The sequence below is a fragment of the Saccharopolyspora spinosa NRRL 18395 genome (genome assembly GCF_000194155.1).
Classification (GTDB): domain Bacteria; phylum Actinomycetota; class Actinomycetes; order Mycobacteriales; family Pseudonocardiaceae; genus Saccharopolyspora; species Saccharopolyspora spinosa.
In genome coordinates, this window is sequence record NZ_GL877879.1 from 2,162,059 (window position 1) to 2,186,927 (window position 24,869).

General features: G+C 67.6%; 26 protein-coding genes and 1 pseudogene. 10 read left to right on the forward strand and 17 right to left on the reverse strand.

What is annotated here, in order from left to right; translation table 11 throughout:
• The first annotated feature begins 34 nt into the window (after positions 1–34).
• Genes SSPN_RS0129250 through SSPN_RS0129260 form a run of 3 tightly spaced genes read left to right on the forward strand, consistent with a single transcriptional unit; the run spans position 35 to position 3,362 of the window.
• A complete protein-coding gene (locus SSPN_RS0129250; RefSeq protein WP_010312036.1) occupies positions 35–1,426 on the forward strand; it encodes a family 2B encapsulin nanocompartment shell protein in 1,392 nt (463 codons plus the stop codon).
• Complete coding sequence (locus SSPN_RS0129255) at positions 1,426–2,487, forward strand: family 2 encapsulin nanocompartment cargo protein terpene cyclase (protein WP_010312038.1); 1,062 nt, start codon at positions 1,426–1,428, stop codon at positions 2,485–2,487. Before SSPN_RS0129250 ends, SSPN_RS0129255 begins: the two co-directional genes overlap by 1 nt.
• Before the next feature lie 17 nt (positions 2,488–2,504).
• Positions 2,505–3,362: a geranyl diphosphate 2-C-methyltransferase gene (locus tag SSPN_RS0129260; protein WP_010312040.1), complete on the forward strand. Its 858-nt coding sequence runs from the start codon at positions 2,505–2,507 to the stop codon at positions 3,360–3,362.
• Here SSPN_RS0129260 and SSPN_RS63030 read toward each other — a convergent pair.
• Complete coding sequence (locus SSPN_RS63030; protein WP_395474244.1) at positions 3,270–3,623, reverse strand: hypothetical protein; 354 nt, start codon at positions 3,621–3,623, stop codon at positions 3,270–3,272. The two genes, SSPN_RS0129260 and SSPN_RS63030, sit on opposite strands and share 93 nt — an antisense overlap.
• Before the next feature lie 49 nt (positions 3,624–3,672).
• Between SSPN_RS63030 and SSPN_RS58745 the strand changes: the two genes are divergently transcribed.
• Entirely contained in the window at positions 3,673–3,867 is a 195-nt protein-coding gene (locus tag SSPN_RS58745; protein WP_010312042.1) for a hypothetical protein, read from the forward strand.
• A 5-nt stretch (positions 3,868–3,872) separates the two neighbouring features.
• On the opposite strand, the gene SSPN_RS0129275 is transcribed toward SSPN_RS58745, so the two are convergent.
• A complete protein-coding gene (locus SSPN_RS0129275; RefSeq protein WP_010312044.1) occupies positions 3,873–4,616 on the reverse strand; it encodes a LysR family transcriptional regulator substrate-binding protein in 744 nt (247 codons plus the stop codon).
• A gap of 60 nt (positions 4,617–4,676) precedes the next feature.
• Between SSPN_RS0129275 and SSPN_RS0129280 the strand changes: the two genes are divergently transcribed.
• On the forward strand, positions 4,677–5,069 hold the full coding sequence (locus SSPN_RS0129280; protein WP_029535821.1) for a DUF5997 family protein: 393 nt from the start codon (positions 4,677–4,679) through the stop codon (positions 5,067–5,069).
• Here the strand turns inward: SSPN_RS0129280 and SSPN_RS55605 are convergent.
• The 3 genes from SSPN_RS55605 to SSPN_RS62285 form a co-directional block, all read right to left on the reverse strand.
• Positions 5,029–5,475, reverse strand: coding sequence for an MFS transporter (locus SSPN_RS55605; RefSeq protein WP_143539666.1), 447 nt, complete (start codon positions 5,473–5,475; stop codon positions 5,029–5,031). The two genes, SSPN_RS0129280 and SSPN_RS55605, sit on opposite strands and share 41 nt — an antisense overlap.
• A gap of 86 nt (positions 5,476–5,561) precedes the next feature.
• Complete coding sequence (locus tag SSPN_RS0129285; protein ID WP_010312050.1) at positions 5,562–6,800, reverse strand: phytoene desaturase family protein; 1,239 nt, start codon at positions 6,798–6,800, stop codon at positions 5,562–5,564.
• A gap of 50 nt (positions 6,801–6,850) precedes the next feature.
• Positions 6,851–6,997, reverse strand: a complete 147-nt coding sequence (locus SSPN_RS62285; protein WP_337466361.1) for an FAD-dependent monooxygenase — start codon at positions 6,995–6,997, stop codon at positions 6,851–6,853.
• 730 nt (positions 6,998–7,727) lie between these two features.
• Here SSPN_RS62285 and SSPN_RS0129295 point away from each other — a divergent pair.
• On the forward strand, positions 7,728–9,896 hold the full coding sequence (locus SSPN_RS0129295; RefSeq protein ID WP_203218565.1) for a putative bifunctional diguanylate cyclase/phosphodiesterase: 2,169 nt from the start codon (positions 7,728–7,730) through the stop codon (positions 9,894–9,896).
• Between the two features lie 384 nt (positions 9,897–10,280).
• On the opposite strand, the gene SSPN_RS0129300 is transcribed toward SSPN_RS0129295, so the two are convergent.
• Both SSPN_RS0129300 and SSPN_RS0129305 read right to left on the reverse strand, forming a co-directional pair.
• A complete protein-coding gene (locus tag SSPN_RS0129300; RefSeq protein ID WP_010312055.1) occupies positions 10,281–11,204 on the reverse strand; it encodes an alpha/beta hydrolase in 924 nt (307 codons plus the stop codon).
• Positions 11,205–11,419: 215 nt separating this feature from the next.
• On the reverse strand, positions 11,420–12,310 hold the full coding sequence (locus tag SSPN_RS0129305; protein WP_237710777.1) for an EamA family transporter: 891 nt from the start codon (positions 12,308–12,310) through the stop codon (positions 11,420–11,422).
• An 81-nt stretch (positions 12,311–12,391) separates the two neighbouring features.
• On the opposite strand from SSPN_RS0129305, the gene SSPN_RS0129310 reads away from it, so the two are divergent.
• The gene (locus SSPN_RS0129310) at positions 12,392–13,255 is read left to right on the forward strand and encodes a LysR family transcriptional regulator (protein WP_010312059.1); all 864 of its coding nucleotides are present in this window, start codon (positions 12,392–12,394) and stop codon (positions 13,253–13,255) included.
• A 183-nt stretch (positions 13,256–13,438) separates the two neighbouring features.
• Here SSPN_RS0129310 and SSPN_RS0129315 read toward each other — a convergent pair whose 3' ends face one another.
• The 8 genes from SSPN_RS0129315 to SSPN_RS0129355 form a co-directional block, all read right to left on the reverse strand.
• The gene (locus tag SSPN_RS0129315; RefSeq protein WP_010312061.1) at positions 13,439–13,957 is read right to left on the reverse strand and encodes a family 43 glycosylhydrolase; all 519 of its coding nucleotides are present in this window, start codon (positions 13,955–13,957) and stop codon (positions 13,439–13,441) included.
• Between the two features lie 217 nt (positions 13,958–14,174).
• Positions 14,175–14,630, reverse strand: coding sequence for a hypothetical protein (locus SSPN_RS0129320; protein WP_010312063.1), 456 nt, complete (start codon positions 14,628–14,630; stop codon positions 14,175–14,177).
• A 533-nt stretch (positions 14,631–15,163) separates the two neighbouring features.
• Positions 15,164–15,973, reverse strand: a complete 810-nt coding sequence (locus SSPN_RS0129325; protein WP_010312065.1) for a thioesterase family protein — start codon at positions 15,971–15,973, stop codon at positions 15,164–15,166.
• Positions 15,974–16,255: 282 nt separating this feature from the next.
• Positions 16,256–17,761 carry an APC family permease gene (locus SSPN_RS0129330; RefSeq protein ID WP_010312067.1) on the reverse strand — a complete coding sequence of 502 codons (1,506 nt, stop codon included), beginning with the start codon at positions 17,759–17,761 and terminating at the stop codon, positions 16,256–16,258.
• 519 nt (positions 17,762–18,280) lie between these two features.
• Positions 18,281–18,403: a hypothetical protein gene (locus SSPN_RS61855; protein ID WP_010312072.1), complete on the reverse strand. Its 123-nt coding sequence runs from the start codon at positions 18,401–18,403 to the stop codon at positions 18,281–18,283.
• 79 nt (positions 18,404–18,482) lie between these two features.
• Entirely contained in the window at positions 18,483–18,725 is a 243-nt protein-coding gene (locus SSPN_RS49415) for a nucleoside hydrolase (protein WP_158309668.1), read from the reverse strand.
• A gap of 356 nt (positions 18,726–19,081) precedes the next feature.
• Positions 19,082–19,633, reverse strand: a complete 552-nt coding sequence (locus tag SSPN_RS0129350) for a GNAT family N-acetyltransferase (protein WP_010312076.1) — start codon at positions 19,631–19,633, stop codon at positions 19,082–19,084.
• Positions 19,630–21,063, reverse strand: coding sequence for a helix-turn-helix domain-containing protein (locus SSPN_RS0129355; protein WP_010312078.1), 1,434 nt, complete (start codon positions 21,061–21,063; stop codon positions 19,630–19,632). The genes SSPN_RS0129350 and SSPN_RS0129355 overlap by 4 nt, the downstream gene beginning before the upstream one ends.
• Positions 21,064–21,390: 327 nt before the next feature.
• On the opposite strand from SSPN_RS0129355, the gene SSPN_RS0129360 reads away from it, so the two are divergent.
• Both SSPN_RS0129360 and SSPN_RS0129365 read left to right on the forward strand, forming a co-directional pair.
• The gene (locus SSPN_RS0129360) at positions 21,391–21,603 is read left to right on the forward strand and encodes a hypothetical protein (RefSeq protein ID WP_010312080.1); all 213 of its coding nucleotides are present in this window, start codon (positions 21,391–21,393) and stop codon (positions 21,601–21,603) included.
• Between the two features lie 14 nt (positions 21,604–21,617).
• The gene (locus tag SSPN_RS0129365) at positions 21,618–21,866 is read left to right on the forward strand and encodes a hypothetical protein (protein ID WP_010312081.1); all 249 of its coding nucleotides are present in this window, start codon (positions 21,618–21,620) and stop codon (positions 21,864–21,866) included.
• A gap of 781 nt (positions 21,867–22,647) precedes the next feature.
• Here the strand turns inward: SSPN_RS0129365 and SSPN_RS0129370 are convergent.
• Entirely contained in the window at positions 22,648–23,673 is a 1,026-nt protein-coding gene (locus tag SSPN_RS0129370) for a hypothetical protein (RefSeq protein WP_010312083.1), read from the reverse strand.
• 429 nt (positions 23,674–24,102) lie between these two features.
• Here SSPN_RS0129370 and SSPN_RS52280 point away from each other — a divergent pair, with 429 nt between their 5' ends.
• Positions 24,103–24,573, forward strand: a complete 471-nt coding sequence (locus SSPN_RS52280) for a citrate/2-methylcitrate synthase (RefSeq protein ID WP_237710778.1) — start codon at positions 24,103–24,105, stop codon at positions 24,571–24,573.
• A gap of 58 nt (positions 24,574–24,631) precedes the next feature.
• Here SSPN_RS52280 and SSPN_RS58750 read toward each other — a convergent pair.
• Positions 24,632–24,745: pseudogene (locus tag SSPN_RS58750) on the reverse strand (Atu4866 domain-containing protein); the annotation flags it as partial.
• Positions 24,746–24,869 lie beyond the last annotated feature (124 nt).

Here is a 24,869-nt window from a genome sequence, read left to right on the forward strand (position 1 = left end):
GTCTCGACATGCACCCAATCCGGAGGTTCGTGACGTGTCGTCACCCGGTGCCGAACCGTTCTTGTCCCTGCAAACCCAAGCGGCGCGGCTGCTCGCCACCACGACGAAGACGCCGCCGCAGATGCAGTCCATCAGCTCCCGGAACCTGCTCAAACGGCTCCCGTGGATCACCGTCTCCAGCGGCACGTACCGGGTCAACCGGCGCTTGCAGATCAAGGTGGGCCGAGGTCGCGTGTCCTTCGTCCAGGACGGCGCCGACGTCCGCATCATCCCGCACACGCTCACCGAACTCGCCGCGCTGAGGGGCTACAGCGGCACCGGCGTCCTGGAACGCCTCGCGGGCTTGTTCACGGTCCGCCAGGTCACGCAGGGAGAGGTGCTGGCGGAAGAAGGCCAGCCGATCCGGGAAGTGTTCGTCGTCGCCCACGGCCGGGTCGAGCGCCTCGTGACCGGCGAGTACGGCACCGTCGACCACCTCGGGGTGATCACCGACGGAGACCAGGTCGGTGACGAAGCCGTCGGAGTCGAAGACCCCACGTGGTCGGCGACACTGCGGTGCTCCACCGCGGGCACGATCATGGTCCTGAACTGGGACTCCCTGCTCGAGCTCCTCAACGGCGAGGAGGGCCTGCGCACGCACTTGGAGGGCTTCGCCCGGCGTCGCGCGCTGCCGCAGAACCGCAGGGGCGAAGCCGAAATCGCGCTCTCCGCGGGCCACGAAGGCGAAGCGCTGGTCCCGGGGACCTTCGTCGACTACGAGCTCTCGCCGCGTGAGTACGAGCTGTCGCTGACCCAGACGATCCTGCGGATCCACACCCGAGTCGCCGACCTCTACAACGACCCGATGAACCAGGTCGAGGAACAGCTCCGGCTCACGGTGGAGGAGATCCGCGAAACCCAGGAGCGCGAGCTGCTGCACAACCCGGATTTCGGGCTGCTGCACAACACCTCCTACGACCAGCGCATCTCCACCCGCACCGGCCCGCCGACGCCCGACGACATGGACGACCTGCTGTCGATGCGCCGGTCGACGGACGCGTTCTTCGCGCACCCGAAGGCGATCACGGGGTTCCTGCGGGAGTGCAACCGGCGCGGGCTGGCGGTGGATGCGACCACGCTCGACGACGGGTCGAAGGCCCTGTCTTGGCGCGGCGTCCCGGTCTTCCCGCTGGGCAAGATCGGCATCAGCGACCACAACACCACAGCGATCATCGCCATGCGGCGCGGTGAAGACCGGCAGGGAGTCGTGGGCCTGCTGCCGGCCGCGCTGCCAGATGAAACGCAGCCCGGTTTGAACGTCCGCTTCATGGGCATCAGCGACCAGGCCATCCTGCGTTACCTCGTGACCGCTTACTACAGCGTCGCTCCCCTGGTCCCGGATGCGATCGGGCTGCTGGAGCACGTGGAAATCGGCCGGGAGTCCTGATGATCGAGCTCGTCGAGCACGAAACCCCCGTCCCGTTCCAGCAACCGCACAGCGGGGGCGTCCAGGGAACGAGCGCGTGCGTTCCACCGGGACGGCAGCGGAAGACGACCGTCCTGCACTGTCCGCCGCCACCACCCGAACGCCCGGAGATCGCGGCGGAGATCAACCACCGCACCGTCGCGTGGCTCATCGAGCTCGGCCTGGGCAGCGAGGAGAACATCGCCGGCGTCGACAAGCACGATCCGGGACGCGGCATCACGTTGTGCCACCCGGGAAGCGAGGACGTCGAACGCATGACGGTCGCGGCGAAGATGATTGTGGCCGAAACGGCGGTGGACGACTACTTCTGCGAAACCAACAGCCGCCGCGATGCCCACGACCAGTCGATCGGGCCGAACCTGTCGCTGACGCAGTCCGCGATCGACGCGCCGTGCCTGACTCCCACCTACCAGGCGTTGTGGGAGAAGCGCCGCGACAACCACCCGGTGCTGCGCGCCCAACACGAGGCGTTCAACGACATCAAGCAGATCAGCAGCCCGGCGCAGGCCCAACGCGTCCGCCACGACATCGCCCAGCTCTACCTGGGCTACAACGCCGAGAACGGGTGGCGCACGATCAACCGGCTTCCGCCGGTCTGGCAGTACCTCGCCAACCGGCAGATGAACTCGTTCCGCCCCTGCCTCAACCTCACCGACGTCCTCGACGGCTACGAAATCCCGTCGGAGCTGTTCACCCACCCCCTGGTGCAGGACTGCATCGCGCGGGCATCGCTGATCGCCACCCTCTACAACGACCTGGCCGGCTGCGAGCGGGAGATCCGCGATCACGGCCTGCCATTCAACCTGCCGGCCGTGATCGCCGCGGAAGAGCACATCCCGCTCGACGAGGCGTTCATCAAGGCCTGCGACATCCACAACGAGCTGATCCGGGCGTTTGAGGAGGACACCGCGCGCGCCGCAGCCGCGCTCCCGGCCCCGGCAGTCGCCCGCTACCTGACCGGACTGTGGTCATGGCTCGCGGGAAGCCGCCACTGGCATTTCACCACCGCACGGCACGCCTGACGAAGGGAACACTGACAATGACCGAGACGACCTACCGGACCACCCCCGCCACCAGCGTGTACCAAGGCAGCATCGCGAACTACTGGAACCAGGAGGCCAACCCGGTCAACCTCGAACTCGGCGAGGTCAGCGGCTACTTCCACCACCACTACGGCATCGGTGAGCCCAACTGGTCGGTCGCCGAAGGCGACCCCGGAACCATCCGCGAACGCATCACCCGGGAACTGCACCGCCTGGAAGGCCAGCAAGCCGAATTCCTGCTCGACCATCTGGGGAAGGTCTCCCCGGGGCAGCGGATCATGGACGCCGGGTGCGGGCGCGGCGGCTCCAGCTTCCTGGCCCACGAACGGTTCGGCTGCGCGGTGGACGGCATCTCGATCTCGCGCAAGCAGGTCGACTTCGCAAATGCCCAAGCGCGGCAACGCGAAGTCGCCGACAAGGTCGCGTTCCACCAGCTGAACATGCTCGACACCGGGTTCGAAACCGGCAGCATGCAGGCGATCTGGAACAACGAGTCCACGATGTACACCGACCTGAACGACCTCTTCAGCGAGCACTCCCGGCTGCTGGCGCGCGGCGGTCGGTACGTGACGATCACCGGCTGCTACAACGACGTCTACGGCCTGCCGTCCCGCGCGGTCTCCACGATCAACGCGCACTACATCTGCGACATCCACCCCCGCTCCGGCTACTTCCGCGCGATGGCCGCGAACCGGCTGGTGCCCGCCGCCGTGGTGGACCTGACCGAGGCGACCCTGCCCTACTGGCGCCTGCGCGCCCAATCACCCCTGGTGACGGGGATCGAGGAGGCGTTCATCGAGGCGTACGAGAACGGCAGCTTCCAGTACATGCTCATCGCCGCCGATCGCGTGTAACCCGACGCCGCCTGCTGTGCCGTTCGCCGGCCGTGCGTCTTTTGGGCTGCCATAGCTGCCCAGTAGACGCACGGCCGGCGGGGTTACCGGCACCGCTCGTGAAGTCCGCACGGCGTAGGGCAGTTCGATGGGCGCCGGCCAGATTGCGGCGACGGACGAGACGTTGACGATCGAGCCACCGTCGCCCTCGGCAATTCGGGTGCCGATCAGCGCGGCGAGCCGGAACGGTCCCGAGGTCACTGCGAGCACCCTGTCCCACAACGCTTCGCTGACCTGGTCGAGACTCGGGTAGAGCGACGAGAGACCGGCGTTGTTGATCAGCCTCGCCCCTGCCGAATTCGCCGTAGGCGCGTTCGACGAGGGTGCCGCGCTGGTCCCAGTGACTTACGTTGCAGGCCACGGGGAGTGCGCGCACGCCACGGTGTCGCTGCTGATGCAGGCGGCGTCGTTCATCACAGGCGCGGTGCGGGCCGTGGACGGTGGACTGACGATCCGCAACGCCTGACGCCCCTACGAGCGGCGGCGGGGTTTCCCGCGCTTGCCACCCTTGGGCGCGCCGGAACGCCGGTTCCCGCCGGTCGGCTTGCGGGTGGCGGGCTTCTTCGCGTCGCCAGCGGGACGCTTGGACTTCGGCAGGGTCGGCGGACGCCCGCGTGTGCTGTTGACCGTTCGCCCACGGACGATTCCGATGAACTGCTCCATCAAGTCGGTGGTCTCGCCTTCCAGCCACGACAGCGCGACGCTCGACTGCGGGACGTCCGCGAGCGGCCGGTGGGTGAGGTCCTTGCGGTGGTGCAGGCGGGCGAGCGACTGCGGGACGACGAGCAGCCCCACTCCGGCCGCCACCAGTTCGATGGCAGCCGCGGTCGTTGCCGGGCGCTCGATCGCCGGCCGTCCGGGCGGCTGTTCCCAGTCGAGGGTGTCGTCGAGCGGGTGCAGGACGATGTCGTCGGCTAGGTCGTCTGGCGACACCTCTTCGGCCGCGGCCACGACGTGGTCCTTCGGGACCACGACCACCGTCGTCTCGGTGTAGAGGGGGATCGCGTGCAGCCCCGTCCGGTCCGTCGGGAACCGGAGGAGGGCCGCGTCGGCGTCGCCGTCACGCACCACGCCGGCGGCTTCGGCGGCGGACACCTGGACGAGGTTCAGCGGGACCTCTGGCGATCGTTCGTCCCAGATCCGCGCCCACTTGCCGGGTGTCACCCCCGGGACGTACGCGAGCGTGAACGACGGAGATCCGTCCGAGGCTGTCACGAGGCCAGATTACCGGGCGTGACCGCAGGCAGCGCACGCGCGGTCGATACCCTTGAGGGCATGACGTCGCACAAGACCCCTCAGACGATGAAGCCCGCGACCGCGGCGAGGAAGCTGAACGTGTACCTCGAAGCCACCCCCGGGGAGTTCCAGGAGGGTGTCGTCTCGCGCGACGAGTTGAACGCCCTGCAGGCCAACCCGCCGGAGTGGCTGCGGGATCTGCGCCGCAACGGCCCGCACCCGCGGCAGGTCGTCGCGGCGAAGCTGCGCATCTCCATCGGCGGTCTCGCGCGTGGCGGCATCACCGACCCGCTCACCACTGAGCAGATCGAAGCGCTGAAGACAGCAGACCCGGAGTGGCTCCAGCAGGAACGTGCCACTCAGGCCGAGGCCCAGAAGGAAGCCGAGCGCATCAAGGAGAAGAAGGCGGCCCGCCGCCCGCGTTCCTGGTAGCAGCACCAGACCCGCTCAACGCGGCGCGCCGGCGAGCAGGCCCCGGCGCGCCAGCGTGCCGATCAACGCTGGTCACCGCGCCGAGACAGCGCAGGGCCAAGCCGCTGGGCGGGAGCTGCCCAGCGGTCACCACGATCGCTGAAAGCGCGAACAGCCAGCCCGATGCGCTGTCGTCCCCGGTCGCGCGAACGACTTCGCGGGGTAACGCCAGGTACCGCTGGTTGTAGGCGACGAGCTGCCCGCTGTAGCTGGCGGCGAACCAGCAGAAGATCCGGTTCGCCACGACCTCCCGCCACCCGGAGAACAACGGACCGGCGCGATTAGCAACGACGCGTTCTTCTTCGGAGTGCTGCCAGGGCTCAACGAGACCGCAAGCCATTTCGGCGAGCCTCGTCGGACTCAGCATGCGCGCCGTCGGCGACCTGACCGGTGCCTACCCGATCTGATCCTGCCCACCGAAGCATTTCCAGCACTCCGCACAAATCACTCCGGTCACGGTCCGCTACGACGGTGTGCGCCGCCGCGCAGGTACTTCAAGGCTCGGGCCGCGGCTTGGGCGCCGCAGATGCCGTGAGCGCCCGGCCCGGGAGGTGTGGCCGCCGAGCACAGAAAGTGCCCGGGCACGCCGACGTCGTAGGGGGTGAAGGTGGTGCGGGGCCCGAACACGAGTTGGGGGACGTTCTTCGCCCCCGTGACGACGTTGCCGCCGATGTAGTTCGGGTTGTGCTCGGCCAGATCGTGCGTGGTGCGCACAGCAGTGCCGACAATCCGCTCCCGGAAGCCGGGGGCGAAGCGCTCGAGCTGCGCGATGATCGCTTCGGTCGCGTCGGCGGTGTATCCGCGAGGCACGTGGGCGTAGCTCCACACCGGATGCACGTTTCCGACCGAGCGTTGCGGGTCGGCCAGGTACTGCTGCCCGACGAGCACGAACGGCCGCTGCGGCATCCGTCCGGCGTGGATCTCCCGCTCGGTCGCGGCGATCTCGGCGAACGATCCTCCGATGTGGACGGTGCCCGCCCGGCGCGCCCACTCGGCCGTCCAGGGCACGCCGCCCTCGACCGCGAAGTCGACCTTGAACGCGCCCGGCCCGTACCTGAACCGCCGGTAGGCCCGGGCGATGCGCGGCGGCAGCCGATCCCCCAGGATGCGGGCCACTCCGGTCGGCGCGAGGTCGAACATCGTCACGTCGGCGTCCGGCAGGCCGGAAGTGGACCGCACCCGGACGCCGGTCTCGATCTTGCCGCCAAGATCGAGCAGCAGCGCCGCCATCGCATGGGCGATCGACCGGGAGCCACCGGCCGCGACCGCCCAGCCATGCCGATGCCCCGCGGTCAGGATCCCCAGCCCGATGCTGGAGCTCAGCGGGCGGTCCAGCGGGCGGAAGGCGTGCAATGCGGCCCCGCCGAACAGGGCCTTCGCCTTCTCCCCCGCGAAGGCCTTCGCCAGCACCGATGCCGGCATCAGGGCCGGAATCCCGAAGCGGGCGAGCCGCAACGGGTGGTGCGGGATGCGCAGCAGCGGTCCGAGGATGTCCTCCGACAGCGCGTCGTAACCCGCCGAAGGGCCAGCGAACAGGCGCGACCAGCGGGCACCGTCCTTGCCGAGTCCAGCAGCGGTCTCGGCGACAGAGCGGTGCAGCACCCCGGCAGTGCCGTCGTCGAGCGGATGCGCGCAGTCGATTTCCGGCAGCCGCCACTCCAAGCCGTAGCGGGCCAGATCGAGGCTCGCCAAGAAGCTAGACCCGACGGCCAGCGGGTGAACTGCCGAGCACTGGTCGTGGATCAGCCCGGGCAGGATCGCTTCGGCGGAACGGGTGCCACCGCCTCCCCGGCGGCCTCCAGCACGGTGACCTGCACCCCCGCCCGGGCCAGGGCGACGGCGGCGGCGAGCCCGTTGGGGCCGCTGCCCACCACAACCGCCGTGCTCATGCCCAGCTCCCAACCGTGGAGTCGCCGCTGCGGATCGAACGGTAGCCGGGCCACGCGGGTTCAGCCGACCCCCAACGGAACGGGGCCGTTGGCCACCACTGGGAGCGCAACGACTTCGTGAGCCACAAAACGCCAGCGGCGCTGCCCGGCCATTCCTGCGCGAAACGGCGACGGAGTCTCGCCCACTCTCGCCCACCGTTCACAACCAGTGCGCGAATGAATACTCCACGTCTGCGATCCGCCCCGGAGTAATTGCATCGATCTCGCGAATTCGCCGATCCGCATTTCGAGCGCGAGCGGATCGTCCGACCGGGAGTCCAAAGTAGAGCAGCAGGGAGGTTCCAGGCGGAACAGCACCAAATATTCAGCTCTTGGCAGCGGTGCGCAGCAATCTCCACGGAGGCGGCAGCCGGGAGGACTTCGCCTGAGAGACTCGGGGAAGTGCGAGTTGTCGATGAGGTCCAGCACTGCGGTCGGTGCGGACGGGCTTGAAGACGCCGTATCCGCACGCGTGCGATGTCGTGTTGCGGTGGACCGGCGACCGTCTTGCAGCGTCAACTGAACGGCCGGTAGCGTCGATTGCCAGCCGTCGAGCAGGCGGTTGGAAACGTGAGACGCCTTCCCCCAAAGCGAGCTGATAACGCCCAAGAGCTGCAAGCAGAGTCGCCTCGTCCGCTTGGATTTCCTCGACCGGGTGACGTCGTTCCTTCGCAGAACGAATGGAGTTTCGGTGAACACGCAAAAGGAAGAGGCTGCGTGTAACTTGAGTGGTCGGTGGGAGCCGAGCCGCCGGTTCCACCAGTCGGAAGCACAGATCGACACCGAGCGGTTGATCGGAGACGTCGCCGCGGGCCTCAGTGATTGCGCCATCTTCGCCATCGACCAGGACGGCCTGGTGACCAGCTGGAACGAGGGTGCGCAGCGGATCAAGGGGTTCGCCAGCGACGAGATCATCGGGCAACACTTCTCGAGGTTCTACCCGCGTGAGCAGGTCGAGGCGGGATTCCCGTCCTGGGAGCTGCGCCAGGCCGCCGCGCGCGGCTTCTTCATCGACCGGGGCTGGCGCGTGCGCAAGAACGGCACGCGCTTCTGGGCGCACGTCGTGATAACCGCGCAGCGGGCCCCGGACGGCAGCTTGACCGGCTTCATCAAGGTGACCCGCGACGAGTCCGAGGGACGCACGCAGCGCGAGCGGTCGGCTCGGCGGTTCACCGACCTCTTCCAGCTCGCACCGGTGGGCATTGCTCTGCTCGACGAATCCGACCAGGTCCTCGACGCCAACGCGGCGCTGTGCGATCTGCTGGGCTACCGGTTGCACGGCAAGGCCGCGTCAGAGTTGATGCACCCCGACGACGCTGGGTCCGGGTTGGTCCCGCACCCAGCGAGGGCGGGCGGCGAGAGGATGTCGCACCGGGTCCTCGCCCGCGCAGATGGTGAGCCGGTGTACTGCCACGTGCGGTGCGCAGCCTCGGTGCAGGACGACGGGGACCGGTTCTGGTTGGCCGTGTTCCAGGACGTCACGGAGCAGATCCGCCGCGCAGAGGTCCTGCACCACCAGGCCACACACGACCCGACGACCGGGCTGCTCAACCGGCAGGGCGTCGACGAACTGCTCGTCGCCATGCTCAACAGCAGCAGCGACCAGATAGCCGTGCTGTTCTGCGACATCGACAACTTCAAGCGCGTAAACGACTCGCTCGGCCACGATGCGGGCGACGAACTGCTCGTAGCGCTCGCCCGCCGCCTGCGCAGCGAGCTCCCGGCGTGCTGCACGCCCGCGCGGCTCTACGGGGACGAGTTCCTGATCATCTGCTCGAACGTGCAAGCCTGCGGCGGGCTCGACGCACTCACCAGCAAGGCGGCCGACCTGCTCCGCGCGGTCGTCCCGTTGCAGGGTCGGTTGGTCAGCGTCACCGCCTCCATCGGCGCGACCACACCCGGCGAGCACACCACCACTGAGAACGTGATCCGCGACGCCGACGCGGCGATGTTCAACGCCAAGAGGGGCCGCGGACGCGCGCGGACCGGTCCAGGCACTCCCACCGCGCAGCTGACCTTGGAAGAAGATCTCCGCGCCGCGCTGCGCCACGATCGCCTGCAGCTGCACTACCAGCCGATCGTGGCTAGGGATGGAACCATCACCTTGGCCGAAGCGCTCGTGCGGTGGCCGCATCCGGAACGCGGACTCCTCACACCGGACACGATCTTGTCCGTCGCCGAGAACGGCGGTCTCATGCACGACCTGGACAGCTGGGTACTGCGCACCGCCCTGCGGGAGGCGGTCACCTGGCAGCGGCCCATCGGAGTCACGGTCAACGTCTCCGGAATCCGTCCCGACGCCCCGAACTTCAGCGACGAGGTCTCCACTGCGATCACCGCCAGCGGCATCGCCCCCGACCGCATCGTCCTGGAGATGGTCGAAACGCTGCTCGTGGACCTGCCCGCGAGACCGCGCCAAGCGATGCGGGAACTCGCTCGGACGGGAGTCCGGTTCGCGATGGACGACTTCGGCACCGGCTATTCCTCGCTGGCTCGGCTCAAGGACCTGCCGACCCAGATCGTCAAGCTCGACCGGCGGTTCGTCTCCGGCATGGGGTCGGACCCGGCCGATCTCGGGATCGCGCGTGCTGTGGTGGAACTGGCCCGGGCGATGGACCGCACCTGCATCGCCGAAGGCGTCGAGAACACCACCCAGCACGCGCTGCTGAACAGCCTCGGCATCGACGCCTGCCAAGGCTTCCTGTTCTCCCGCCCGCTGCCCGCAGCGGAGTTCCACGCCCTCCTCAAGTCCCCGGAGTCCGCCGGCCCCCGGAAACACGACTCGGGGAAAGGCAAGCCCCGAACGCGATCGTCCACAATGGCGCTGCGTAGTACTGGTACGAAACAAGCTCGGGGTTGAAGACACCTGTGTCAGCCACCGTGGGAGCCCGGTAGGCGGTCGCTTTGTGTTCGTTGCGCTGTACTCCGGTGAGATGGCGGTTGCCCGCGATCTCACCGGCCCGTTCGCGCCCGACGTCGTAGTTCGTCCGGGGAACGCCCCGCCGCAGTCGCGTCCTAGCATTTTGATTCCACATCGCAAACTCATAACTCCGCTATGCGAAATTAGGTGTCAGCATTTTCGTATCCCGGATGCCGTCTGTTTCACACCCGCCCGCGAGCGGAGACATCGCGTTAATCAGCCGAAACAAAGCGAGAATCTACGCCGGACGCGATCTTCTGTTACGTTCAAGAACACGATTCGAGCACGTAGGTACGCCTCGCAACGACGCCGCTCGGACTGTGGTCATGCGACGGGGTTCAGACCCCGCCGGAGCGCGTCGAGGGTTTCGGCGGCCTGACGCCGGGATACGGTCGCGCTCGCGACGACGGCCGACCGGTGAAATGTGCCGGGGAACAGGTGCAACTCGACCGATACGCCGTCGTCGAGCAGGCCGGACGCGTAGGCCAATCCCTCATCGCGCAGCGGGTCGTTCTCGTAAACCGACACGTACGCCGGGGGAAGGCCGGAGAAATCGCTGGCGCGAGCCGGTGCGGCGTAAGGAGGAACGGCCCCGTCGCAGCCCTCCAGATAGTACCGCCAGCTCAGCACCGCGTCGGCTTGGTTCCACAATGGAGTGTCGTCGAACGTCCGCATCGAGGTGGTGTCCAGCCGGTCGTCGACCTCGGGGGCATCGAGCAGTTGGAAGCACAGAGGTGGTCCGCCGCGGTCGCGGATGAGCAGGGTGAGCGCGGCGGCGAGACCGCCGCCGGCGCTCATCCCGTACACGCCGATCCGCGCAGCGTCGACCCCGATCGCTCCACTTCCAGCGGCGATCCAGCGCAGCGCTGACTCGCAGTCCTGCAGGGCAGCCGGATACGGATGTTCCGGGGCCAGCCGGTAGTCGACAGCCACGACGACCGCAGGCACCCGAGTGCACAGATCCGCGGCTTGCGCGGTGACCGCGTCCAGCCCGCCCATCACGAATCCACCGCCGTGCAACAAGAGCAGAGCGGGAAGCGGGCCGGCGGCATCGGGCGGCTTGCAGACCCTGACCTGCACGGAGCCACCATCCACACCGGGCACCGCGCGGTCGGTCATGACGACCTCGTCGGGCTGCGCCGCGCCCGCAGCCATTTGCTGCATCCGGGCACGGGCCCCAGCGAGGTCCTGGATGTGCAGGTCGGGCAGCGCGGGCAGGGCTGCTGCCAGCTCGGGATCCAGGTACACGTGGCCACCCCCTTGCCGAGGTACCACCATTGTCCGGCCAGTGCGACCGACCCGGCCACCGCTGCGACGGTCCCGCCCATTCGCACCCGAAAGGCGGTTCGACGGCGGGAGCCGGGCGAGCCGGACGAAATCGGCACCCTCAGCGACTTTTCGGTGAGCGGTGGGCGCTGATCGATCCGGTGGTCGCGGTGTGCGGCAGGCGGTGGGGCTTCGACTCAGCGCTTGCCCGCGCGCACCGCGCCCGCGCTCGCCGTGACCACCATCGCGATCGCGGCGCATTGCAGCAGCGACAGCCCCTGGTCCAGCACCAGATAACCCGCCGTCGCGGCAATGGCCGGCGACAGGCTCGTCAGCACCGCGAACGTCGCCGCCTGCAGGCGGCGCAGGGCGAGCAGTTCGAGGGCGTAGGGCACGCCCGAGCTCATCACCGCTATCGCCAGGCCCAGACCGAGCACCTCCGGTTCCAGCAGCGTCCCGCCCGATGCCCCGATGCCCAGCGGCAGGCTGACCAGCGCGGCGACGGACATCGCGATCGTCAGGCCGTCCAGCCGTGGGAAGCGGGCACCCGCGCGGGCGTTGAGCACGATGTACGCCGCCCACATCGTCCCTGCCCCCAGCGCGAAGGCCACACCCGCGACGTCGAGTTGGTCGAAGCCGCCGCTGCCCAGCAGATAGACCCCGGCCAGCGCGAGACCGGCCCACAGCAGGCTGGCGACGCGACGCGAGGCGACGACCGACAGCAGCAGCGGCCCGAGCACTTCCAGGGTGACCGCCGGCCCCAGCGGAATGCGGTCGATCGCCTGGTAGAAGAGGATGTTCATGCCACCGAGAGCCAGGCCGAACCCGCCGGCCACAGCCCAGTCGGCGCGCGAGTACCCGCGCAGTCGGGGCCGGGTGATGACCAGCAGCAGCACCGCGGCGAACGCCACCCGCAGTGCGACCGCCCCGAGCGCCCCGGCCCGGGGGAACAGCAGCGCGGCGAAGGCCGACCCGAACTGCACGGACACCGCCCCTGCCAGCACCAGTCCGACGCCACTGAGGGTGCCGTGGCCCGCGGCGGGACAGGTGGGAGCGGGCGCAGCCGTCGTCGCGGATGAATTTTGCACCGTGGATTTCATGCGCTTCACGCTAGGAATCCGGCCGCGCCTGGTGAAATGCCGAGTCGGCCGCGGTTATGCTCATGACGCATGACCATCGAGCTGCGACACCTGCGCGCTTTCCTCGTCATCGCCGAGGAAGGCAACATCACCCGCGCCGCCGCTCGCCTCCACCTGAGCCAGCCCGCGCTCTCCCGCACCCTGCGCCAACTCGAAGTCCACCTGAGCGCCCGCCTCGTCGACCGCTCCACGCACCACCTGGAGCTGACCGCCGAAGGCCGCACGTTCCGCGACAAGGCAGCCGCCGCCATCGCCGCCGTCGAGACCGCTCTCGACCCCCGAGGGCTGACGAGCTGGCCGCTGCGCCTGGGCCACACCTGGGCGGCGCTCGGCGACCACACCGTCCCGCTGCTGCGCCGCTGGGACGAGACGCACCCCGGCATTCCGCTGGAGCTGCTCCGAATCGACGACCGGACGGCGGGCCTCACGCAGGGCAAGGTCGACGCGGCCGTTCTGCGCGGCACAGTCACCTCGACCGGGCTCCGCACGGAGTTGCTGCTGTCGGAGGAGCGGGTGGTGGTCATGCCGACGGACAGCCCGCTGACGGCGCTCCCCCAGATCACCCTGGCGGACCTCGCCGCCCACCCGATCGCCCTCAACACCGTCTCGGGCACCACGACGCTGGACCTGTGGCCGCCGACGGCCCGCCCCGCCGCGACCATCGAGGTGACCAACACCGACGAATGGCTCATCGCGATAGCGGCGGGCAGAGCCGTGGGGGTCTCGACGTCGGCCACCCCGAGCAGCCACGCACACCCCTCGCTGGTCTACTGCCCGCTCGCGGACGCCCCAGCGGTCCCGGTCGTCCTCGCCTGGCGCGAGGGCGTGGGACACCCGGCGATCCCGGACCTGCTGGCACTCGCACACGAAGTTCTCACGCCCGGAAAACCCTGAGCCACGAAGCGAATCCGAGCGAACTCGGCATTACCTTCGTGCGTCCCGACCGCCGGGACGAGAACCGCCGTTATGGCAACCTCGCCCTCATCCGGCAACGCATCGAATCGGTCATCAACACCACCAAGGACCAGCTGCCTCTGGATGATGGGGCTTGCGGGGTGTGTGATCTCCCGCGTCTGCTCAGCAGTGCACTTCGCCGGGGTGAGGCTCCTCAAGTCGCGTGTCGTCGCCTTCGGCTCCCCAGGTGATCGTGGCGGCGTAGCGGTAGCGCGGCGCGTCGCATTCGCCGCCGTTCTGCCGCCAGCCGTGGCAGAAGGCCACGGTCCGGCCGTCAGCGAGCCTCACCAGCTCGGCGCTCGCGGGGCCGGCGATGCTGGTGTTCTCCTTGGTGAGGAGGTTGTGGGCGCGGCTGGCCGGATACGGGCCGGTGACCCTGTCCGCCCAGTTCACGGTGGTCGCGTATTCGGCGCTGCGGTACTCGTCCCGCGACATGAAGAGAAAGTACTTACCCTTCTGGTAAATGATCTGCGGGTTCTCGTGTTTGAAGTCGCGCTCGCCGAGCAGCGTCCGGTCGCCGCTGATGGACAGCCCGTCGGCCGTCAGGCCCCGGAGGTAGATGCGGCGAATCGCGTTCGGGCCGTTGGCTGGGCCGCCTACCGCGGACGGGCCGGTCTCATGGGCACATGAAAACGCGACCAACGGAACCGTTCTCCACGGTCCCCCTCCCGACATACTGCTGACAGCAGGCCACTGGCCACCGTGGGGTGGCCAGCCCGCAACCCAGTCGGCGCGCATGGGCAGTTCTCACCGTATCCCGGCGGTTCCAAACTAGTCGGTGCCGTCGGGCCGCCCGGCCAAGCGTTTTCCCAGTCGGAAGGAGGCTTTCTGCGCAGCGCATGGTCAGGAAGAAATCGGGTCAGTAGTTGAACGACACGATCGCGTCGCGCGAGCAGAAGTCCGGGAGGATGTTGCGGTCGACGCACACGTGAATCGCGGCGCGTGCTGCGGTCGCTTCATGCCGCAGCCTGCGGGACAGGGGCCCGCTGGCGTGTGTGTGGGTTCGGGCGGACTCGCTGCTGCCCGCGCTTTCCCACTTGCCCTCTACGAGGAAGAAGAACTCCACCCTTACGAACGTGGGCATGCCATCGTTGCGCAGGTCACGCCAATTGGCGCCGACTGTCGCGTAGACACCCCCGTTGTTGGCGAAGTCTCCATCTGCGGAGCCGATGGCCGTTTGGCCGCTCTTGGCGTAGATCGGCCCCCACAGCTTGCCGGCCGCATTGGCACCAGGCGTCACCACCATCGACGCGAGCAGTGACGCGGCGACCATCGCGGACGCCGTGAGACCGCTCCGGAAACCAGCTCGTGCCATGATTCCTCCCAGATCAGCAAGGCGCATCGTCCGAATGCGCGAGCGGAGTCTGGCACGGACTCGGCTTGGCCGTGACGCGAATGAACCCGTTTAACCCGGTCGGACATCGAGTCGATTGTTGCCAGACCGGATATCTCCAATGACTGTCAGATGTCGCTCGCATGACGACCCGCGAGCGGGCCGGGAGATCGCCGGACCCCTTGCTCCGTCACGCGCTGCGCGCCTCGTGGGCGGTTCGAGTCGTTGGGCGAGGGAGTGGGCGTCGCGGCGGTCGGCGACCGCCAGGGCGGGGCGAGCTCGTCCCAGATGACGACTTGGCGGCGGGCCTGGTCGATCAGCTGCGCCAGGGGACAGTACTGGTGACCTTGCGAAATCAACTGTCGCGTGTTCGTCGCTTCACCAGCTCGTTGCGCAAGCACCGGCGCCCGTGGTCGATCGACCGTGCCCGGAAACGGGTTGCTGCTTGGCAATTGTCCCAGCGCAGCGACGAAGGCCCCGGCCGTGCGCCGGTACACCTTGGGCAGGGGCGTTGATCAGCCGTCGGTCCGCAGCGGTCGGACGGTGAGGATCTGCTGTGCTTGCCCGACCGGGCCGTTGATGTCGTGCAGGACGGTGCTGGTGCTGCCTTGGCCGGTGCTGCCGAAGACGACGGTGGTGTCCAGGCCGGTCCAGCTGCCTTCGGGCTGCCGGTGGAGGTGGATCGTCAGGTCGACGTTGGGCCACATCCAGTCGGTGGGCGACTGGCGCGGGGCGATGCCGTTGGCAGTGTCGACGAGCGCGATGTAGGACGCCAGCGGGCTGCTGGACTCACCGGCGACGAGGTCGAGCTCGGTCGAGATCCAGGCCGTCGTGCGGCCGGGCTGCGACGGCGCGAGCGGGCGGGCGTTCAAGGAGGCGATGTACCCGCCGGGCCACACCGAGTCCATCGACCAGGGGGCGACCTCTTCGGGCGGGGTGAGCGGGTCGGCGCCGCCGCCCGCGACGGCTTCGGTATCCAGTACTGCGAGGCGCCATGCGCGGGCCTTCACGACCGGGCGGTCGGCGACGAGCACGGTGGCTTCGATCAGTTCGATGGTGCGGCCGGGCCGGATGGTCTCCACCCGGATCTCGCATTCGTCGAGGGCAAGACGCCCGAGGATGTCGAAGCTGATGCGGCCGAGGACCAAGCCGTCGTCCGGACGTGCGGCCAGCTGCTGGTCGATCGCGTGGACTATGAGCCCGCCCAGTGGGCTGAAGTGCTGCTCGTCCGGGTTCCACGCGCCGCTGGCGTGGCAGGTGGGCTTGTAGCGGTGTTCGTCGATCCGCTCGTAGTAGCTGTTCGTGGCAGGTGTGCCTGCGTTCACAGGGTTTCTCCAGGGACTGCGGGCGGGTGCGGCGGTGCCGCTCTCAACGCTCAGGATCGTAAGACGGCGCAACGCAAGGTGGACCCCAAGCGTTGGGAGCGTCATACCGGCACCCCGACCGAGCAGTCGACCGGCGGTCCGCTCCACCACGGGCTCCGACGGGGTCCGGGAGCCCAGAACTTGCCACCAAGACGATTGGTTATACCAAAAATGGATCAGGTGCGGCTGACGATCCCCATCGGCGGCACCACCCGGCGGCGCCGGGTGGTGCCGGTACACGTGTCATCCGTCTGGTTTGAAGGGCTGATCGGCGGTCGGCCGACGGGCCGGTATGGCGTCCCCAGCCTGAGCGTTGCTGCGGCCGTAGTGGTGTGTGGTGAACATGTAGACCAGGCCGATGGCGACGACGACACCACCGGAGAGCAGGACGATGTAGTTGTCGTGCCAGGCGGCTTCCGGCGTTCGCGGCCACGAGATGTTCACCATCGCGCCGACTCCGTAGGCCAGTGCCAGGACGTTCACCGGCAGGCCCCACCTGCCGAGGGTGAACTCCCCCGTCGGCCGCCAGCCCTTCAGCCGGGCGCGAAGGGCGGCGAAGACGACCATCTGGAACGCCAGGTAGATTCCCAGGATCGCGAACGAGACGATCTTGGTGAGCGCGTCGGTGGACACCAGCGAACCAAAGGCGATCAGCACCGGCACGACCCCGGCCAGCAGCAGTGCGTACGGTGGCACGTGGCGGGCGTGGGAGAAGCGGCGCAGCAGCTTGTAGCCGATGATCATCTCGTCGCGGGCGTACGAGTAGGTCAGCCGGCCGGCCGCCGCCTGTAGGCTGATCGTGCAGGACAGGAACGAGATCAGCACCACGGCCATCACGGCCCGCGCGCCCAGGGCGCCGAAGGCGCTGTTGAGCACGTTGATGAGCGGGTCGGAGTCTTCGCCGGAGATGACCTTGCCGTAGTCCGGCACCGCCAGGAGCAGCGTCAGGCATGCGAACGTCGCCGCGGCTCCGCCGATGTAGATGGTGCGCCGCATCGCCTTCGGCACGTTTCGGCCCGGGTGCGGGACTTCCTCGGCGGTGTCGCCGCACGCCTCGAAGCCGTAGTACTGGTAGAAACCGATGATCGCGGCGGCGAGGAACACCGGCAGGTAGGAGCCGGTCCCACCGGCGCCGAAGTTGTCGAACAGCACGCCCAGGCCGTGGAAGCGATGGGTCGTCAGCAGCCAGATGCCCACGAACAAGGCACCCAGCAGTTCGGCGGTGAACCCGATGATCGCGGCCATCGACAGCACCTTCGTGCCGCCGTAGTTGATCAGGGTGGCCACCACGATCAGGGCGATCGTGCACAGCACGTTGTTGATCACGGTCGGCTGGAAGCCGAACAGCAAGGCGATGTAGGGCCCGGCGCCGTAGGCGACGCTCGTGATCGTCACCAGCAAGGCCATCAGGTAGACCCAGCCGGACATCCACGCCCAACGCTTGCCCCACAACCGCCGGGACCACGGGTAGATCCCGCCGGCCAGCGGGAACTGCGCGACGATCTCGCCGAAGACCAGGGCGACCAGGAACTGCCCGGCTCCGGCGAGCAGGAAGCTCCAGATCATCGGCGGACCACCGGTGGCCAGCGCGACCCCGAACAACGTGTAGGTGCTCACCACCGGCGACAGGTAGGTGAACCCGAGGGCGAAGTTCGCCCACAGGCTCATTTCCCGGCGGAATTCGGAGGTGTAGCCGAGTTCGCTCAGCCGCACGTCGTCGCCGCCGGTGCTGCGGTCCGAAGTGGACATCACGGCCCCCTCGGTCGCTCAGGTCCGGATCAGGTCGACCGCGTTCGGCGGCCACGAGCACCATGCATGGCCACGGCGTCGATGCGACCTCAGGTTCGTTCGCCTCGTCGACCGCACTGGTCACGCTCGCATCGAACGGGTTGACGGCCTCGCGGCTGTCGCCTCGCACCAGCAACTCGGGCACCCGTACCACCCCCGCGAACGCGGATACCGGAATAGTCCTCTGGCACCCGTTGTCCGGCGACTCGAACGCCGCAGGTCACCCAGCGTGCCGATCAGCAGAGGCCGGCCGGCGGTCGTAGGCGCACTCTGCGTCGCATAAACGATCTACCTGCGTGCTACCGCAGTCGAGATCCCAGTGGGCTGGTGTCACCGGGCGACGAACTCGGCCTTCGTGTCCTTGCGGTACGCGTCGCGCAGCACCTCGCGGAAGACGCGCGAGCCGCCTCCGGGGTCGACCCAGAAGTTGAACTCCGCCGCAGGAGTCACGTTGCCCCCGGAGGTGGGCTCGGCCCGTGATCACGAGCTCGCCGATCCCGCCGCGAACCGCGGTTCGGCGATCAGCGCGAGGTCGGTCAACGGACCGGTCGCGACGATGACGACATCATCGTTCGCCGCCGTGAGGAAGGTGTCGATCAGCATCTGGACCGATCCGGCCGGACCTCCGTCGTCGCTGGCGCGAGATCCAGGTACTCGATCTGGAAGTCCGGGGTATCGGCGTTCAAGATGTGCCGGGGGACGGGGAAGTCGGACCGCACCAGCGGACGGGCGGCGCTGGCGCGGACGGGCAGGTGTACGCCGATGTGGTCGAGCGCCCCAGGGTGTTCTCCGTGTTAGGCAGTGCGACGTTGCCGTTGACGGTCGAAATGGCGAGCAGCTCCAGACCCGGGTGCAGTGCCGCGGCCATGATCGTGACGGCATCGTCGGACCCGGTGTCGCGATCGAGCACAAGCCTCGTGGTCACGGGAAGGTCCTTGTCATCGGGGAGTCGGTGCGGGCAGGACTTCCCAACATAATGAGACATCGTCCCCAAACGCAGACGTTTCAGCTGCCCGGATCACCGCCCCTTTGCACGATGATCCGGGCTAGCTCCGCCGCGATCGACTGCCGTTCGGGCCCCTATTGCGGTCCACATTGGACGGTTCCCTGCTCTCCTTTGAGCATGGCGGCGAAATCGTCGTCCGGGGTTCACGATGCGGCGCTGAACCGCCTTCGGTGGATTCTTGCTCGGGCATGCCCTCTCCCCGCTGGTGGGCGCGCTCTGCTGGACCCTTCGCGGAGGAACCGAGAAAGGGCTGTTTCCTTTTGCTCAAACGCGATTTACTCCCGAAGGTCTTTGATCAGCACGTCGAAGATCGGGGAGCCGGGCAGCGGATTCCGCTTCTGCGCGACCTTTCGCCAGCCCCAGCCCGCGTATGCGTGCTGGGCAGGGCCAGCAGCGGGTTGAACCGTCAGCGTCGCTCGTTCCTCGGGCCGATCTTCAAGGAGAAGATCGTGGAGTTGTGCGGCCACGCCTGTGCGCCTCCAGGGTTTACGCACGAGAAGTTCGATCAGAACGAAGGTGCGGCCGGGCGGTTCATCCGTGACTCCTGGTTCGACGTCGGTGGTGAGGTCGGTCCACCACGGAGCCGACGGCGACAAGGTGAGACCGAAGCTGAAGCCAGCCATTGTTCCGCCCGAGCTGCGGGCGACGACCAGACCCGCGCCTGGCCGCTGGTGCTGTACGTCGAAGCGGTCCTTGAACAGGCGCACGTGCTCGTCTCCGTACTCGTAGGGCGGCTCCGAGAAGACCTCGCGGTAAACCTCGCCCAGCTCGTCGCGGAGTTGGCCTGCTTCCTCGAAGGGCACGCAGTGGAACTCGACATCACTCACGCCAGATCGTTCTCTCTTCCTGGGGCGACTTTGTGCACGTAGTCGGCTAAGTTGGCTCGGAAGTCAACGACGGCCACCACGTCACCGTAGCGGGCTGTGAGGCTCTGCGAGTGGGCCACGAGCCGGTTGATCGCGTTGGAAGAACTGGTCTCCGCAGCCCGGGCCAAGGCACGTTGGGCGAGCTTGCCCGACTCGTCCGGCTCCTGCTGCGCGAGCCGAACCTTGCTGAGGCGGAGGTCATCGAACAGTCGGCTGCGTAGGCGGTGCTGCTGGCGGTTGGCCGCCGCGTTAAGTGCGTGGTCCTCTGCGTGCCTTGTGTATGTAGTCGCTTGTCCTGATGTGGGGTCTTCGAGCACGAGCTGGGTGTAAGCCGCTGACGCGAGGCTCTCAACCTCGGCGCGGTCCATGTACTGGTTCCAGGTCTGCTGCGCGTCGGGTGTGGCCCGGTCGAAAGCCTCCAACGAAGCTTCGACGGCCCGGCGAGTATTCGTTACCTCGTCCCGGCCAAATCTCGCATAGGTACACGCCTCATGGCCATGAAGCTCCGATCGGACCAACGGGTTGGCGTTTCTAGGCAAAGTCGCTAGCGCCGTCCGCACCATCGCCAGGCTGTCTTCGTACTTGCCGAGGGCCTTGGACAGCTGCGCCATGTCGCCAACGATCTTGGCTCCTAGGTCGAGCGCGCCAGCGCGTTTGCACGCACTCAAGGCGTAGAGGAAGTAGCGTTGAGCTGCGACCGGGAGACCGGCGTCCCACGTCATGAAGCCCGCGAGCTGAGCAAGTTCGCCAGCTACCTGGAACAAGCCACGTTGCTCTGCGTCGGGATACCTGTGCTGAAGGGTTTCGACCACGGCGTTGAGCTGCCCGAGCACCGCCTTGCGGTGCAAGCCGCCCTGGCCAGACTCATCCCACCGCCGAAACAGCTCTACCGCGCGTTCAAGGCCGTGAATTTCGTCCCAACCTACCTTCCCGGGCTTGATCGGTACGACCGGGGCGCAGGCGGACCACTGCCGGACTGGAACGATCAGAGCTGCACCTGCCAGCAGCGACAGCTCCAAGAATTCTCGACGCGTTGCCATGTCGCTCCCGATGAATTCAACGATGTTGCCGACAGCGGCCAACTCTGGGCCCATCGGCTCAATTCCGGGGACTAGTTGGGCACGATCAGCCGAGCTTGCTTCTGTGGCGGCGGAGGCGCATTGCGTCAGTTGGACGAACCGCTCGCGAGCGTCACCGGCAGCCTTCTGAAGTGCAGTATCGAGAGCAGCCTGCATTTCGGGAAGCGGTGTGATCTCGGCTTGCCGCTTCTCCCACTTGTTGATCGTCCTGGGATGCACACCGAGCAAAGCCGCGAAGTCATCAACCGTAAGACGTAGTGCGCTGCGAAACAGCTTGGCCTCGAACCCCGTCCAACGAGCGATAGGCGGCATTGGCCAATGATCGCACGCCCCAGACCACCACATCCAGCAATCCGCGCACAAGTACGTCAGCAGTGCGTCTTGGGTGTGTCCTCAGGGCGTTCCGCGAAGCAGTGGGGAGCGCGAGGCTCTTTGCATGGCAGCTCCACCGGTTCTTGGGATCACTCCCGGCAACAGCCGTCCGGACTGCCGGGCCAGCGGAGCGCGCCGTCTGGCGACAGGCGCCCGGTCCGACGTTGTGCCCCGAACTCGACGTCCGACCGGGGTTCCACCTCCGGGCGGTGCGGAAGCCCCCCGACGCACCGCCCGGAGCCTTTAACCGGCAGGAAGGAGCCAATATTGCCGAATTGGATTGAGATTCAGGGCGAGGGCATCCGGCGGGACGGGGTCAAGCTCTGCTTGGGGCGCACCGGGCGTGGCGTCATGCTTTTCGCCCGGCCTTCCGATGTCACCCACGTCGTCGGCGAACATGTCGAGGCCTTGCTGACGCAGCTGTCCAATCTCGCGGGCAAGTCAACGGACGAGCCGCCTTCACCGCCGGCTGGACACTGATGACGTGTACCGGTGTGGGCAAGCACCCCGCCGATCGAACCACAGACGGCTACGTAACCGCCTGGTCCGGCGATCTAGGCTGGGACTTGCCACCGGACATGCGCACGATGCTGCTTCCGCTCCCGGCTATTCCGCCGTTCGACGACCCGGTGGAGGCGGCGAAGGACCCGAACTTCCTGCGCATCGTCCTGCACGCCTTGAAACGGATGAAGACGCGACCCGATGTCGAAGACCGCGACATCCTCCGCGGCACCGAGCCGTAACGAGGTCGGCCGTAGCCGGTTAAAGACGCCGCTACGGCCGGCCTCACCTGCCCGAGCGCACTGGAAGAGACCGCCGTGGAAACGAAGATCTGATGGATCGGTGGACGAAATACCGACCTTTCTGAGGAATAGAACGCTACGCGCGAAGATCATCGATGCGTGTGGGACGACGTGCACGTTCTGCCACAACGAGGGCACACCCGTCTCGGTGGACAACCGCCGTCGGGAGGCAGGATCGTTCGTCACCGCCAGGTCCTCCGACCGCGTGTCGATCTACGCTGCCAGCAAGGGAACAACTTCCTTCCCACGCCAATGTCCGCGGACGACGAATACTTGCGTGCCCTGCTCGTACTCCGCTTCGCGCTAGGGCTTTCCGAGCTGCACCTGACCGTGGCGCTCGTGGAACCGGCTCCACGTGGTGCTCGCTCCGCCGCCGTTCGTCCACTGTGGTCAGACACTGCGGCACCCACGTAGCGCTGGCCGGGCCCGGCCAGCTCCACTTCCTCCGACCAGCCATCCAAGCCCACGGCGACGGGTCTGAGCGGAGGTTCATCGCCACCTGCACCCAGAACGGGCGGCCGACCGGCGTCCTCGGCTGGAACATGTCACGACAGCTCCGCCTAGCACGAGCCTCGTCGAGGAGGCGACGGGCACCGGGCGAACTGCCAGGTCCTGAACGCGCGGAATTCCGGAAGGCTGTCCCGTGATTGCGGGATGGCCTTCGGGCACAACACCGATGCAGGAGCAGTGGGTGAGCGTAGGCAAGACCGCTTTCGCCGCCTCAGTGTTCGCGGTAGTAGCCGGCTAGCGCGGTGAACGCGGCTTTCGGTTCCCATGTCATATCGGGGTAGGTGGTTCCGCGGCGGTCTTCGTAGACCTTGACGATGCCGTAGCTGGCCAGGTCCAGGTCGTCGCGAGGGTCGCCGTCGGGGCGGTGCGGGTGGTCCGGCAGCGCGAAGGTGAACACGAAGGTGCTGTCGATGCCTCCAGCATCGAACGCCTCCAGCAACTCGCGCAGATACGCGGCCTGTCCGCCCTCGTCCCGGGCGTACTCACCCTTCAAGCGGACAGGCGCACGGGTTTCGCCGTCGTACTCGACTATTTCCAGGCCGCGAGCGCCCCTTTCGCCAGCACCTCGGTAGCTGGCCGCGCCGAACTCCGTGATCGCGACGGGCTTTCCCTGCGCGACCAGGCCGTGGACGCCTTCGGCGAAGCGGTCAGCGATCTCGGCCGACCGGTAGAGATCCACGGACATGATGTCGAAGGGTGCCCAGTCGACGCGCTCCAGCGGCACGGAGGCGTAGGTCACCTCGCCGCCGAAGTGCTCGCGGACGAGTGCCACGGCCTTGTCTAGGAAGTCGTTGACGCGCGCGCTGATCTCGCCGATCTGCTCGCGCACGAGATGCGGCTGGCTCAGCAGCGCCACCCGCTCGTCCGTGCTGTCGCCGGGCAGGAATCCCTTGTTCATGAGGCTGAGCTCGGCACCGGTGACGAACACGACCTCGGCGCCCCGCAGCCGCAGCCGCTCCGCACGCGCGGCGCAGTCGGCGAACAGCGACAGCATCTCGCCGGTGGTCAGCTCCAGCGGGTACGGCGAGAACCAGACTTCGAGACCGAGGTCGGCCGCGTGCGCCGCCGCGATCTCCATCCGTTCCGGATCGCCACCCATAACACGGACCGCGGTGCAGTGCAGGTCGTCGCGGATGATGCGCAGCTCGCGCTCGACCACCTCGGAGTCGAAGTGCTTGTGCCCGATCGCTGCGCCGTGGACGAAACCGGTGTCGTAGCTGATGCCCTTGGCCCGCATGTCGCGCCTTCTTCCAAACGTCAAGATTACGGTACTGTCAGTACCCTAATAGTTTGACATACAGGAGCGGCAACCGACATTCGAAGGTACTACCAGTGCCGATATCCGGGGAAGGGCGCATGGCGAGCGCGGTCACCCGGCTCGTACTGGGCCTTGCCGAACCTATCGAGCAACCGCTTGCCCAGCCGGGAACGGTCTTAGATCCGCTCCAGTCCCCCGAGCACGGCCACGTAGCTTCGAACGACAGCCTGCCACAGCGGCGAGTGCGGAACCTTGAGCCAGTTGGCCAACGTCCTTGCCGACCAGCCTGCGCAGTAGCGCGGGGACGACACCGTTGAAGACCTTCGCCGGCACGGCCCGCAGGCGCCGTCGATCGCTGCCGCTCGCATCGCCGCCACGTGCGATTTCGGCCTCAACAGAGCCGACGACGTGCGCCGCGCCGCCCGCGATCTGGTCGCCTCCTATCGCGCCGTAGGCCGCCACATCCCGGGATTCGGCCACCACTTCCACCTCCGCGACCCGCGCCGCGATCCGCTCCTCGAACTCGTCGCAGAAGCGGTCGAAGCCGGAGAAGTGCCGGGCCGCGCCTTGGAAGCAGGCCCCGCTCTGGAAGCAGCGTTCGCGGAAGGCCGCTCCCGACCGGTACCCATGAACATCGACGGAGCCACCGCCATCGTCTACTCCGAACTCGGGTTTCCCCCAGAACTGCGCCGAGGGCTGTTCGTCCTCTCCCGCAGCGTCGGCGTCCTCGCCCACACCTCGGAAGAGACCAAACCGGCGCCCCACGGCAAATCCGGTGATGGGTTTGGGCGAACGGCCCGCTCGTCACACCTATCGACGCGAACAGTCCGTTCGCTTCACACCAGCAACGCCAGGTACACCACTGGGTCGTTGCTCTGAGATGGAAATCCGTTCCTCGATCGTTGGTGGTGGCGCAGTCAAGCCCGAGCGACATCCGTCAAGACTGCCTTTCCTCGGGATGGAGCACGAGGTGCTCGTGGTGGAGCACTCCGTCGCGGACGTCGCCCGTCGCGGTGAACCTGGTGTCGTCGGCGTAGTCGAGGTGGTTGCCGGCTTGGAATGACTTGCTGCTGGTAGCGACCTGTTCGGGCGCGGCGCACGTCCACGATCACCCCGCGCGAACGGGTGGTGATCGTTGTGTCGGCGGGGACGCGTTTGTACCTTTCGTCTTGCTA